Source organism: Streptomyces litchfieldiae (assembly GCF_031845365.1).
Lineage (GTDB): Bacteria > Actinomycetota > Actinomycetes > Streptomycetales > Streptomycetaceae > Streptomyces > Streptomyces litchfieldiae.
Map to the genome: position 1 here is coordinate 22,830 of NZ_JAVREL010000033.1, position 13,242 is coordinate 36,071.

A 13,242-nucleotide genomic window follows, 5' to 3' on the forward strand; every position below is an offset into this window, starting at 1 on the left:
CCCTCCGAATACTCTCGCAGGTGTTGTCAATGAGTGTTGTCACGGGCCATCAGTAATAGGCGCGCATCAGCTCGGTGGCCCAGTCGGGCTGCCGCACCTCGCCCTGCGGGCCGAACTCCGCCATGTAGGGCTTGAGATCGAGCACCGGCGTGCCGTGCACGGCGTCCAGGCCGCGCACCCGCACGTCCAGGCCCTCGACGCCGAGCAGCCAGCACCGCGAGACGCCCAGCCGGTTCGGGCGGTCCTTGCCGCGCTGCGCGAAGATGCCGACCAGCGGCCAGTCCGCGTTCCCCCGTGGGTGGCGCGCCCCGGTGTGGACGCGGCCCGGTTTCCGAGGTGGAAGTGGAAGATCACCTCCAGGTGCGAGAACGCGTCGAGCCCGGCCAGCGCGTCCGGCGTGAACCGGGCGCCGTCGAGCCGGATGACCGCCGTCTCGGTGTTCCAGTCGTCGTCGAACGCCTCCCGGCGCCCCCCGACCACCGTCCCGATGGGGCGGCTGACGACGGCGTTCCCCTTCCCCGTCTTCCTCTCCGACTCCATGGCATCCTCCAGACGCTGGCCGTGGAGGCGACCGTACGGGCGGCCGGCCCGCCGCCTCATCGGTCACGGCGACCGGTCCTTCCGGACCGCCGACCGCCCCGCCCGCCCGTCGCTTAGGTAGAGTCGCCTCGGTCTTAGGCAGGTGAGCGCCACATGATCGGTCGGGATGCCGAGTTGGCGTTCCTGCGGCGGGTCGCCGCAGAGGCGCGGGCCGGCCGGGGCGGCGCGGCCGTCGTGCGCCGCGAGGCCGGGATCGGCAAGTCGGCCCTGCTGGAGCAGACGGCGCGGGACGCCTCCGGCATGCGGGTGCTGCGGGTGACCGGCCTGGAGGCGGAGGCGGAGCTGCCGTTCGCCGCCCTGCACCTGCTGCTGCGACCGGCCCGGCACCTGGTCGACGGCCTGCCGTGGGCCCAACAGGCTGCCCTGCGCGTGGCGTTCGGCCAGGGTCGGGACGAGGCCGAGGACCGCTTCCTCGTGGGTCTCGCGCTGCTGACTCTGCTCTCCGATCTCGCGGAGGAACGTCCGCTGCTGTGCCTGATCGACGACGCGCAGTGGCTCGACCGGGCCTCCGCGGAAGCCCTGGGGTTCGCGGCGCGCAGGCTCGGCGCCGACCGGATAGCCATGATCCTCGCCGCACGCGACGGCGGCAACGGTGCGGAACCGCACCTCCACGGCGTGCCCGAGGTGCGGCTCGCCGGCCTCGCGCGGCCGGACTGCGAGGGGCTGCTGGCCACCGTGGCGGCCGACCTGGCGCCGGAGGCGCGGGACCGGGTCATCGAGGAGGCCGAGGGAAACCCGCTGGCGCTCATCGAGTTCGCCGGCATGCTGACCCCGAAGCAGCGCGCGGGGCACCTCGTTCCGCTGCCCCTGCACCCACCGCAGCTTCCCGTGGTCAGCCGCGTCGAGCGCTCCCTGCGCGACGCGATCCGGCTGCTGCCCGAGCGCACCCAGCGCCTGTTGCTCATCGCCGCCGCCGAGGGCACCGGCAACCTCGACCTCGTGCTGCGGGCGGCGAAGGAGTCCGGTGCCGGGCTGCCCGACCTGGAACCCGCCGAACGCGGGCACATGCTGCGCGTCGCCGACGGCCGGCTGCGCTTCCGGCACCCGCTGGTGAAGACCGCCGCCTATCGCGAGGCGCCCCTCGTGCAACGGGTCGCCGTCCACCAGGCGGTGGCCCGGGCCCTCGACGCCGAGGAGGACGCCGACCGCCGGGCCTGGCACCTCTCGGCCGCCGCCGTCGGCCCCGACGAGCACACGGGAGACGCCCTGGCGGCGGCCGGTGACCGTGCCCGGCAACGCGGCAGCCACGCCTCGTCGGCCACCGCCTACGAACGCGCCGCGCAGCTCACCGTCAGCCCGCACCGGCGGGCTGCGCGCCTCGCCGCGGCGGCCGAGGCCGCACTCGGCGCCGGACAGTTGCGCCGCGCCCGGACCGCGGCACACAGAGGCCAGCGGCTGACCGACGACCCCCCGGTGCTCGCCCGGCTGGCCACGGTGGCCGCCATGGCCGACTCCGAACTCGGCCGCGCCGCCCCGGCCGCCCACACCCTGATCGACGCCGCCACCGGAGTCACCGCCAGCGCGCCGGGCGACGCCGCGGCCATGCTCGCGACCGCCGCCGACGACGCCTGGTTCGCCGGCGACGCCTGGTTCGCCGGCGACCACGCCGCCCTGCGGCGCGCCGCGAACCTCCTGGAGAGCCTCACCCCCCGCGCGGACGCCTCACTGGCGCCGGTGATCGGCACGGTGCGCCTCGTGGACGGCGAGCCGGCCGTCGGCCTCGCTCTGATGCGCGCCGCCGTCCCGGCGGACGACCGGGGCGCGGGGACCATCGTCGGCACCTATGCCGTGTTCAGCGCGCTGATGACGGGCGACGACGACGCGGCCTGCGCCCTCGCGGCGGCCCGGGTGGACCGCTGCCGGGAACGCGGCCTGATCGGCGAACTGCCGCACGCCCTGCAACTCCTGACCCAGGCCCTAGGCTGCTGCTCTCACGCGGAACGGGCCGGCTCGGTGGGCATCCCAGCTCACTGCGGACCTGCTGGGCGCTGGGCCATGACCGGTGTATCCGTTGGCGTCGTCAGGCGTTCAACGCGTCGATGAGCGCCTTGGTGACGTCCCCGGTGGAGGCGGTGCCGCCGACGTCCCGGGTGAGGATGCCCGCGGCTGTGGTCGTTTCGATCGCCCGGTGGAGCCTGGCCGCCTGGTCGGGCAGGCCGAGGTGGTCGAGCATCAGGGCCGCGCTGCCGACGGCGCCGATGGGGTTGGCGAGACCACGGCCGGCGATGTCGGGCGCGGAGCCGTGGACGGGCTCGAACATGCTGGGGAAGCGGCGCTCGGGATTGAGGTTGGCGCTGGCGGCCAGGCCCAGGCTGCCGGCCAGGGCGCTGCCGAGGTCGGAGAGGATGTCGGCGTTGAGGTTGGAGGCGACGACGACCGACAGGTCCTCGGGGCGGAGGACGAACTTCGCCGACATCGCGTCGACGAGGACGCTCTCGGTCTCGACGTCGGGGTAGTCGGCGGCGACGCGCTTGAAGACGTCGTCCCACAGGACCATGCCGTACTGCTGGGCGTTGCTCTTGGTGACGGAGGAGACCTTGCGGCGGGTACGGGTGCGAGCCAGGTCGAAGGCGAAGCGCATGATGCGTTCGCACCCGACCTCCGTGAACAGGGCGGTCTGGACGGCGACTTCGCCGCCGGGCCCGCGGCCGGCGAGGTTGCGGCCGCCGAGGCCCGCATACTCGCCCTCGCTGTTCTCGCGGACGACGACCCAGTCGAGGTCGGTATCGTCGGCCTTGCGCAGAGGGCTGGTGATTCCGGGCAGGAAGTGGACCGGGCGGATGTTGGCCCACTGGTCGAAGCTCTGGCAGATCTTGAGCCGCAGGCCCCAGAGGCTGATGTGGTCGGGAACGGTGGGCCAGCCGACCGCGCCGAAGTAGATGGCGTCGAAGTCCCTGAGCCGGTCCGGGCCGTCGGCGTCGATCATCGTGCCCGTGCGCTCGTAGTATTCGCATCCCCAGGGGAACTCCTCCCAGGAGAAGGCGAAGGGGTTCGGAGAGCCCTTGGAGCCCTCGGCCAGGGCGTCCAGGACGGCTCGCCCGGCGGCGACGACCTCCTTGCCCACCCCGTCGGCCGGGATCGCGGCGATGCGGAACGTGTGGGGCGCGGTCATGGGTGCCTCCGGCTCGTCGTGATGCGACCGGTTCGAGTCAACACAGAACGGCCGTGGCGCGTCCAAGACCGGCTTCCGATGTGACGTATAGGCGTGGCCGATCGGTGTGGCCTATGTGGCGTCGGGGTTCCCGCGCCGGGTGTACGCGCGCGTCAGCCCGAGGAGCGCCCGTGCGCCCGGGGTGAGGTGCGCGGGCAGGCTGACCAGCGCCACGTGGAGGCGGGCGGTGTGTTTGATGGGGGCGACGGCGGCGCCACAACGGCGGGCCAGTCGGGTCCAGGAGGAGGGCAGGATCGCCACTCCGACCCCGCTGAGCACCAGCGGCAGGATCGACGTGCGGTGGTCGACGACGCTCACGACCCTGGTGCCGGCGCCGTCGTCCGTGGTGATGCCGTCGACGAGGCTGCGCATCAGGCTGCCCGGCCGGGACGCGATGAGCCTCTGCCCCGCCAGGTTTTCCGGCCTCATCGCGACGTCGTCCTCGATCTCCCCACCGGGCATGGCCACGACCACGAACGGCTGCTCCTCGACGTGCAGGACGTCGAGGCCGGACGGGTGCACGGGCGTGGCGGAACCGAGCAGGCCCAGTTCGCAGGCGCCGTCGCGGACGAGGGTCATGACCTCGTCAGCGGTGAAGGCGGCCCGCGTGCTGACGGTCACCCGGGGATGCACCTCGGCGAAGCGGTGGATGAGCGTGGTGAGCGGTTCGATGCCGGGCGAGGGCATGGTGGCCACCTCGACCGTGCCGCCGTGCAGCCCGGCGAGCGCGGCGGCGGTGTCCCGTACCGCGGCCAGGTCCCGCAGCACGCGCCGGCTCGGTTCCAGCAGTTCCAGCGCCGCGTCGCTGAGCACGACGCCCCGGCCGACACGGTGGAAGAGCGCCACCCCGAGGTCGGCCTCCAGGTTCGCCATCGCCTGCGACAAGGAGGGCTGGGCCACGTGGAGTGCGGCGGCCGCCTTGTTGAATCCGCCGTGCTCGGCGATGGCCAGGAAGTACTCGAGCTGCCGGGCGTCCAAGGGTGCCTCCCGGTCCTTCTGGGATTCCACTGCCGTGCGTCTACCTGCTCAGTTTGTCCTCGATCCAGGTGGTGGCGAAGCCGACGACTTCCGCGGCCTCGAACAGATGGCTCTCGGCGGCGCCGACTCTGCCTCGCCGACCGATTCCCGCGGTGAGCATGTCCCGGGCGATGACTTCGAACGGCTCCTGCCCCTCGGGCACCACTGCCGAGTAGTCGAAGGCCCCGTTCTCCGAGTCGATGTCGCGGAAGCGGCGCCAGACCCGCCGCCCCTGCACGAGGATGGGCTGTTCGTAGTCCACGAACCGCTTGCCGGGGGCCTTGGCGAGTGCCTCGGCGTGATGCAGCAGTGTCATGGTGTCCAAGGGGGCGCCGAGCAGAAGGACCCGGCCACCGCGGGCGACCAGCCGCGCGAGAGGGCTGGCGGGGTCGTGGGGATCGTCCCAGGGATGGTCCGCCTCGCTGAGGGCGGGGTCGTAAGCGGGATGTTCCGCGCGCCGGGCGTCCTGCCAGTCCTGCGGCCAGGTGATGAAGTCATAGGGCGGCGCGTCGTTCCAGCCGCAGGTCACCATGAGGGTTCCCCGCGTTCCGACGACGTCCTGGAGGGCACCGATGATGGTCTGCGGTCCGCCGGCCACGTAGCGGATGGCGGACATGCGGGTGTGGAACATGACGACATCGCCGTCCCCGAGGCCGAGCGCGGCCAGGTCACGGGGCTGATCCGGCTTCGGGACACCGGACCGCCGGAGTGCTTGAGCAAGGCCATGTCCTCCATGCTTGCGAACCTGGCGCCGAGCCACGGCACCTGGGCAACTGAATTGCGGCCGCGAAGACGTTGGGCCGCGCCGGCTCGCACCCGCGTCACGCCGAATTCGGAAATTGTGGTGTCGGCGTCACGAATTCGCTCGGAGTCGTCGGGGACCGCGGGATCGCCGCTCGGATGCCGCGTCTTCGGCCCGGACGAACAGGGCCGCCGGGCACCCCGTGCTCGGGCCCGGAGAGATCGGTACGAGGCGTTCCCGGCCACCTCCGGCGAGGAGCACGTGGACGGCGCCGGGGACTTGCTGATCGCCCGCTGCGGGCCGGCACGTGAACGCAACGCGCCACCGCCGCCCTTGCCGTCACGCGGCAGGACGTTCCTCGGCCGATTCCGTCATCCGGACGCCGCAGTCGCGACGCGTGAGCGATGCTGCCTTCGTCCGGCGCCAACTGGCAGAATAAAGTGGCGGCTTGGGCCGGTTGGCGACGGTGGGGGCGCCGGGTGCGCGGAGGGGATCATGACAGGTTTCCGGGAATTGGACGCGTCGGATCCGCCGAGCATCGGGCGTTATCGGATCCTGGCGCGGCTGGGCGCGGGTGGCATGGGCCGGGTCTACCTGGGGCGTTCGCCCGGCGGACGGGCCGTCGCGGTGAAAGTGGTGCGGCCGGAACTGGCCGATGATCCGGGTTTCAGGGCACGGTTCGCCCGGGAAGTGGCCGCGGCCCGGCGGGTCAACAGCTTCTTCACGGCCGGCGTCGTGGAGGCCGACACCGACGGGACCCCGGCATGGCTGGCCACCGCCTACGTGCCGGGCCTGTCGTTGGCGGAGGCCCTGGCGCGGCACGGTCCGTGGCCGCAGTCCTCGGTCTCGGCGCTCGGCGCGGCCCTGGGAGAGGCTTTGGGGGCGATCCACGAGGCGGGGGTGGTGCACCGGGATCTGAAGCCGTCCAACGTGCTGATCGCGGCGGACGGTCCGCGCGTGATCGACTTCGGCATCTCGGTGGCGGCGGAGGCGGCGAGCGCCCTGACACAGACGGGGATGGTGGTGGGGACACCGGGGTTCATGGCCCCGGAGCAGGTGCGGGGCGACCCGGTCGGACCGGCGGTCGATGTCTTCGCCCTGGGTGCCGTGCTGGTCTACGCCGCGAGCGGGCAGGGGCCCTTCGGTACGGGCTCGGCCCACGTGGTGAACTACCGCGCGGTCTACGAGCCGCCCCGGTTGGACGGTCTGTCACCCGGTCTGCGGGCGCTGGTCGAGCCGTGCCTGGCCAAGAACGCGGCGGATCGGCCGACGGTGCCGGTGCTGCTGGAACGGCTGGCCGACGCGGCGGGGGAGGAACCGGTCGGCGCGCGGGCGCTCGTGGAGTCGGCGTGGCTGCCCGACTCCCTGGCCCGGACCGTGCTGTTGCGCAGGCAGACGCCCCTGCCTCCGGTGCCGGAGAAGGTGCCGCCCGGACGTCCCGCGGCCGAGACCCCACCTTCCCCCACGACCGCTCCGGACCCCCGGCCTGAACCGACGCCGGGCGACGCCCCCGGCCCGCACGCCGCGCACACACAGACCTCCCCGGCCCAGCCCCCCGAGCCCCCCGCGGTCGGCCCCGCACCCCCACCGGCCCCGGCCCCCCGCCGGCGCCTCGCCGCGGTCCTGATCCCGGCCGGCGCGGCGCTGCTCGCCGTCATCGTCCTGCTGATCGTCGTTCTCCCCAACGGCGACGGGACGGGTGAAGGGGGATCGTCCGGTGACGGGGGATCGCCGGGAGGCGGCGAGGCGTTGGGAGGCGATGAGACGTTCGTCTTCGGCACCGCGGGTGACCCGACCGCGCTCGACCCGTCGCTGGCCAGCGACGACGAGACCTTCCGCGTGACGCGGCAGGTCTTCGAGACGCTGCTCAAACATGAGCCCGGCGGGACGGAGCTGGTCGGCGGCCTCGCCGAGAGCTGGGAATCGAACGAGGCCGGCACAGCATGGACGTTCCACCTGCGCGACGGTGTCACGTTCCATGACGGCGGCGAGCTGACCGGCGACGTGGTCTGCCAGAACTTCGACCGATGGCACAACTGGTCGGGCACCTACCAGGACGTCGCGGTGTCCTATTACTGGCAGATGGTGTTCGGCGGTTTCGCGGAGAACGGGAGCGAGGACATCCCCGAGCCCGACTACGCGGGCTGCACCGCCCCCGACGAACTCACCGCTGTCATCGAGGTCGCCCGTCCCTCGGCCAATCTGCCCGGCGGATTCTCCCTCTCCTCTTTCGGTATCCACTCCCCGGACTCTCTCGAGGAGATGGAGTCGCAGCAGGCCACCGGCGAGGACGTGGACATCACGTACCCCGAGTACAGCCGGGAGCCGGGCGTGCTCGCCGGCACCGGCCCTTTCCGGCTCACCGACTGGGACCGGGACAGCGGCGAGGTCACTCTGGAGCGCTTCGCCGGTTACTGGGGCGATCAGGCCGGCGTGCGGGAGTTGGTCTTCCGCACGATCCCCGAGGAGGACGCCCGCCGGCAGGCCCTCGAGGCGGGCACCATCGACGGCTACGACAGGGTCGCGCCCGGCGACGTGCCGACACTGCTCGACGCGGACTTCCAGATGCCCACCCGTGACGTCTTCAACATCTTCTATCTCGGCTTCACGCAGGAGGAGAACGAGGCACTCGGCGATCTCCGTGTCCGCCGGGCCATCGCGCACGCGATCGACCGGCAGTCCCTGGTCGACACTCGACTGCCGGAGGGCAGCGTGGTCGCCACACAGTTCGTGCCGGACACGGTGGCGGGCCACTCCGAGGACGTCACGACCTACGAGTACGACACCGACCGGGCCCGCGATCTGCTGGCCCAGGCCGGCCAGGAGAACCTGACGGTGGAGTTCTGCTACCCGACCGATGTCACGCGCCCGTACATGCCCGACCCCGAGGGCATACACGAGCGGCTGAGCGAGGACCTCGAAGCGGCGGGCATCACCGTCGAGGCCAACCCCATGGTGTGGAACCCGACCTACATCGACACCGTCAGCGAAGGCGGCTGCGACCTCCGCCTGCTGGGCTGGACCGGCGACTTCAACGACGGCTTCAACTTCCTCGGCGCCTGGTTCAACGGCTACTCCGAGGAGTGGGGCTTCCGGCACCCGGAGCTGTTCGACCTGATGGAGCGGGCCGGGACCGAGCCGGACGTGTCGACCCGCACCCGCCTGTGCGAGGACGTCAACGAACTGGTCATGGAGATCCTGCCCGGCCTGCCGATCTCCAGCTCGCCCCCGGCCATCGCGTTCTCCCCGGACGTCAACCCGCCGACCGTCTCCCCGCTGTCGCACGAGAACTTCGCGGAGATCTCCTTCACATGAACCACAGGCCACTGCGAGACCACTCACCAACCGGCGGAGCCCACCCGGCAACAAGAACCGAGAATGGTGATCGCTACCGCGAACCGCCGTCCGCCGTGCGCACCGCACCTTCGGCGCGGGACGCGCACGGAGTGGGGAAGGGGTGGGGAATACTGGGCTTCTTCGGTTCGGCTACGGGCGATGCGGCACGGGCAAGGGGCGGGAGGAGCATGAGTACTGACGGGCCCGAGGGCGGTCACGCGGTGCCCTCGGTGAGGAATGACCTGTCGGGGATCGTTCACGGCTCGGCCGTTCAGGCTCAGCAGATCCACGGCGGTGTGACGTTCAACGTCCAGCCTCTGCCCACCGCGGCGACACCGCAAGTCAAACCGGACCAAGTGCCCGCGGTGACAGTGCCGTTCGCGAACCGCCACGAGGAGCTCGCCCGGCTGGACGGATTGATCGGCGCGGGTGGCGCGCAGCCGTCGCCGGTCAGGCACGGAGTGGTCGGTGGCCTGCCCGGCATCGGCAAGACGGCGCTGGTCTGGCGGTGGGCGGAGAAGTCCCGCGAGCGGTTTCCGGACGGCCAGATCTACGTGGACTTCGCGGCGCTGCGCCATGAAGCCGGCGGCGACGTGTCGGAGGCGGTGGGCATGTGCCTGCGGGCACTGGGCTTGACTGACGCTTTCATGCCGAAGTCCCTCGCGGAGCGGACCAACGAATTCCGTTCGCGCACCGCCGGCCGCCGACTGCTGGTGGTCCTGGACGACGTGAGCCAGCCCGCCCACGTCCGGCCCTTCGTTCCCAAGGGGCCGGGGAGCTTCCTCCTGGTGACGAGCAACGGCGATCTCTCCGAGCTCGCGTGGGACGGCGCCGCATTGATGTCACTCGGCCCGCTGGACGCGGACAGCGGGCTGCGGTTGCTGGCCGGCCGGTGCGGTGCGGATGTGGTCGCGGCGGAGCGGACAGCCGCTGAGCGGCTGGTCGAGCTGTGCGGAGGGCTGCCGGTGGCCCTGCATGTGGTGGCCTCCCGCCTGCTGACCGAGGAACGGCTGACGATGCCGGTGCTGGCCGACGAACTGGCCGACGAGGCACGGCGGCTGACCGGCATGTCTTTAGGAGGGGATCGTTCGGTGTCTGCCGTGCTCAGCCTTGCCTACCGCGCTCTGCCACCGGACGCGGCGCGGCTGTACCGGCTGCTCGGCTGGTTGCCGGGCCGTACCTTTGACGCGGGGACGGCCGCGGTGGCCGCGGCCGTGAGTCCGGCGACGGCCGCGCCCCTACTGACGGCACTGACGAGGGCGAGCCTGCTCGAAACCATGGAGGACGGGCGTTTCCGCTTCCACGACCTTGTCCGCCTGCACGCCCGGGAGCGTGCCGCCGAGGAGGAACCGGAGGATCAGCGCCGGGCGGTGACGGAGCGGGTGGCGACGCACTACCTGGCCCTCACCGCGTTCGCCGACCGCGCGATTCGTGCCGACCGGCTGCGGGTCGCCGATCTGACGGAGTTGCTGGGCAATGCCCCGGACCCGTTCACGGCCACGTCCGGCCCTCAGCCTTTGGCGTGGCTGGAGGCCGAGCGAACCAACATCCTGGCCGTGCTGCGCGTAGCGCACCGGCACGGGCTGCATGCGCTGGTGTGGCCGCTGTCCGAGGGATTCACGGCGCTCTTCCTGCACTCCCGGCACCTGGGGGAGTGGCAGGAATCGCTGGAGCTCGGCGCTTCGGCGGCGGCCGGATCGGGGGATCCGGCAGGGGAGGCCCGGCTGCGCAGTCTGCTGTCGCGACCGTTGATGGATCTGGGCGAGCACGAGCGGGCGCACACGGAACTGGAGCGAGCCGTGGCATGCGCCGAGGAGTCCGGGCACCGGGAACTTCAGGCCTCGGTACAGGAGTTCTTCGGACGCTACTGGGACCGCTTCGACCCACCTCGCGCCATGGCGGCCTACGAGCGTGCCATCGAGCTCAACGCCGCCGCTGGTCAGGAGCGCGGCGCCGCCATTGCCACCTACTTCCTGGGCTGCACCCAGGACGCTGTCGGCGATCACGACGCCGCCCGGGCCACCCTGCGCACGGCGCACCAGCGCCTGCTGAGCTGTCAGGACCGTCGCATGGCCGCCCGCGCGCTGGCGGCGCTGGGCACTGCCCAGGAGCATCTCGGAGAGACCGAACAGGCATCGCGCGCACTGAACGAGGCGGCCGGTATCCTGCGGAACGAGAAGGCGAGTCACTACGAGGCGCAGGCGTTGGTGCGTCTGGCCCGACTCACCGAGCGCACCGGTGGTCCGCCGCACGAGGTGCGAGAGCACGTGGCCAGAGCTTTGGAAATCTGGGAGGCGGGTGGCAATCCGGAAGCCGACGACCTGCGGCAGTGGCTGCACCGGCTGGACGCTGCGGCCGCCTCGGGCGAGGACGGCTGACCGGGGCGGACCCGCTCAGGAAGAGAGTGAGGCCAGGACGCGGAGGGTCACGTGCTCTTCGCGGCCGGATCCCACGCGCAGGGTCACGAAGTCGTCGGTCACCAGGGGGGACCCGGCCCGCAGCAACGTATAGACCACCGCCGCCGGCAGTCCGGCGTCGACGGCCCGGCCGGTGACCGTCACCTCGACGACTCGCCCGTCCCGGACCCCCATCAGGTAGCCGCCGCCCGTCACCGCCGTGGCGGCCATCAGACTGCCGGGCAGACGGTTCAGCGTGTCCCGAATCCAGGCGCGCGCGGCGACCACTGTCGCTGCCGGGCAGCCGCGAAGGATGACCGAGGCGCTCTCGGCACGCGGCCGGTCGCGCTCCTCGTCGACGCAGGCGAGGTGAAGGTAGTCGCCGTCGGGGCCATGGCCGTCCTGGCCGTGCTCGTGGCCGGAGACGGCCGCGGGGTGGCGCCGTACTCCGACGACGGAGTGCCCGGATTCCACCGAGAGGGAGGTCGCCACCATCCAGGACGTGACGGCGGCTGCCGGCGGATCCGGCCGGGGCAGTTTCAGGCCGGGCGCAGCCACCTCCGGCTCGGCGAGCTCGAGCAGGCGGTACACCACGGCGCGCAGTTGGGCGATGGCCCGGCCCGGTTCGGCGAAGGCCGCCGCGGAGATCTCGGCATAGTGGTCGGCAGTGTGGTTCCACAGAGTGGCTTCGATCTGACGGCGTATGTCCTTGCCCGGACCCGGACTGAGACGCGGCGCCACCTGTCCCAGGCGGTCGATCGCCGTTCCGGGAACGGCGTCGTGGCCGAACGCGGCCAGAAGCACCGGCTTGCCCAGTGCGGCGCCGTACAGCGTCACCGAGCCGTGATCGCCCACGACGGCATCGGCCGCGACCAGGGCCGACCGCCAGGCATGCACGGTCGGCATCAGCAGAAGGCCGGCATCCAGCGCGGCGGCCTGGATCACGCGAATCTGCCAGGCACCGTGCGCCGACCACACGTTCGGGTGAACGATCGCGGCCACCCGGTACTCGTCGCAGGGCAGCGCGGCCAACACGCGGGCGGGCAGGTCCGGATACCGGCCGAGCAGCGATGTGGGGCCCCAGGTGGAGCTGAGCACCACCAAGCGCTGCCCCTCGGCAACGCCGAGGGCACGCCGGTAGGTTGAGGCGTTCCCCAGACTCCGGGACAGCTCGTCGAAGCAGGGGTCTCCGACGAGCAGCGTCCGGCCGACGGCCTCCGGATGTGTCCGGAGCAGTTGCGTCTCCTGATCAGGATGAGAGACGGCGAGCCACGCACGTCCCGACGCGAGCAGCGCCTCCGGCACGACGCCGGACAACCGGGTGCCCTGTTCGGCGCCGCGGGGCACGAACTTCTGGAAGCCGACGCCGTGCGGCAGGACGAGCACCGGACAGGTGGCCTCCGGCACGTTGACGTTCTCGCTCGCCGAAAGAATGAGATCGGGCCTGAACGCGCGAAGCTGTGACCATGGCATGACGCGGCAGCCGGCATGACGGAGCAGATCCAGGACCCCGTCGCTGAAGGCCGACGACGGGTCGTGGGCGAACACCACAGCGACTCTGCTGTCACCGCGCAGGAGAGCCGGCAGCGTCTCCAGAACGCGTACGGTCGACGTGACCGTGCGCGCCACCACAACCACGGTCTTCTCGCCGCGGAACGTGCTCCAGCGCTGGGCTTCGTGCCCCACGGGAACCTGGATGGGCCAGCCGACGCTAGCGTCCACTGCTACCCCGAGTTGCTACAAGCCCGCCGCGGAAAGACGCGTAAGCCGGCTCGCGGCTCGCGGCTCGCGGCTCGCGGCTCGCGGCTCGCGGCTCGCGGCTCGCGGCATGTTGCCTATCAGATGTCAATTGGCGCTGCAAACTTTCAGAGATAACCGCTGTGCGTACGTGTACACAGTATCCGCGACGCGGCTGGCTGCCCGGCCTGTCGGCGCCGAGACGGTGCTTGCCGGGCGGTGGCGGTGCGTTGTGGGACGGCGGTAGCGATGGGCCGGCCCGA

At 71.9% G+C, this 13,242-nt stretch carries 7 protein-coding genes and 1 pseudogene; 3 read left to right on the forward strand and 5 right to left on the reverse strand.

From position 1 onward, the window contains the following. Positions 1-49: 49 nt before the first annotated feature. Positions 50-607 (reverse strand): TrmO family methyltransferase domain-containing protein, encoded by a 558-nt coding sequence (locus RM590_RS33610; protein WP_311708593.1) that lies wholly within the window; start codon positions 605-607, stop codon positions 50-52. Between the two features lie 86 nt (positions 608-693). Here RM590_RS33610 and RM590_RS33615 point away from each other — a divergent pair, with 86 nt between their 5' ends. Continuing rightward, positions 694-2,643, forward strand: a complete 1,950-nt coding sequence (locus RM590_RS33615) for an ATP-binding protein (RefSeq protein WP_311708594.1) — start codon at positions 694-696, stop codon at positions 2,641-2,643. On the opposite strand, the gene RM590_RS33620 is transcribed toward RM590_RS33615, so the two are convergent. The 3 genes and pseudogenes from RM590_RS33620 to RM590_RS33630 all read right to left on the reverse strand — a co-directional run bounded on the left by RM590_RS33620 (position 2,621) and on the right by RM590_RS33630 (position 5,503). Beyond that, entirely contained in the window at positions 2,621-3,712 is a 1,092-nt protein-coding gene (locus tag RM590_RS33620) for a tartrate dehydrogenase (RefSeq protein WP_311708595.1), read from the reverse strand. The two genes, RM590_RS33615 and RM590_RS33620, sit on opposite strands and share 23 nt — an antisense overlap. A 111-nt stretch (positions 3,713-3,823) precedes the next feature. Then, positions 3,824-4,759: a LysR family transcriptional regulator gene (locus RM590_RS33625; RefSeq protein ID WP_311708596.1), complete on the reverse strand. Its 936-nt coding sequence runs from the start codon at positions 4,757-4,759 to the stop codon at positions 3,824-3,826. A gap of 10 nt (positions 4,760-4,769) precedes the next feature. Then, positions 4,770-5,503: pseudogene (locus RM590_RS33630) on the reverse strand (aminoglycoside N(3)-acetyltransferase). A gap of 502 nt (positions 5,504-6,005) precedes the next feature. Here RM590_RS33630 and RM590_RS33635 point away from each other — a divergent pair. Both RM590_RS33635 and RM590_RS33640 read left to right on the forward strand, forming a co-directional pair. Then, positions 6,006-8,825: an ABC transporter substrate-binding protein gene (locus RM590_RS33635; RefSeq protein WP_311708597.1), complete on the forward strand. Its 2,820-nt coding sequence runs from the start codon at positions 6,006-6,008 to the stop codon at positions 8,823-8,825. A 95-nt stretch (positions 8,826-8,920) separates the two neighbouring features. Next, positions 8,921-11,224 (forward strand): NB-ARC domain-containing protein, encoded by a 2,304-nt coding sequence (locus tag RM590_RS33640; protein ID WP_311708598.1) that lies wholly within the window; start codon positions 8,921-8,923, stop codon positions 11,222-11,224. Positions 11,225-11,239: 15 nt separating this feature from the next. Here the strand turns inward: RM590_RS33640 and RM590_RS33645 are convergent, their stop codons facing one another. Further along, the gene (locus RM590_RS33645; RefSeq protein WP_449657253.1) at positions 11,240-12,871 is read right to left on the reverse strand and encodes a hypothetical protein; all 1,632 of its coding nucleotides are present in this window, start codon (positions 12,869-12,871) and stop codon (positions 11,240-11,242) included. Positions 12,872-13,242: the final 371 nt, after the last annotated feature.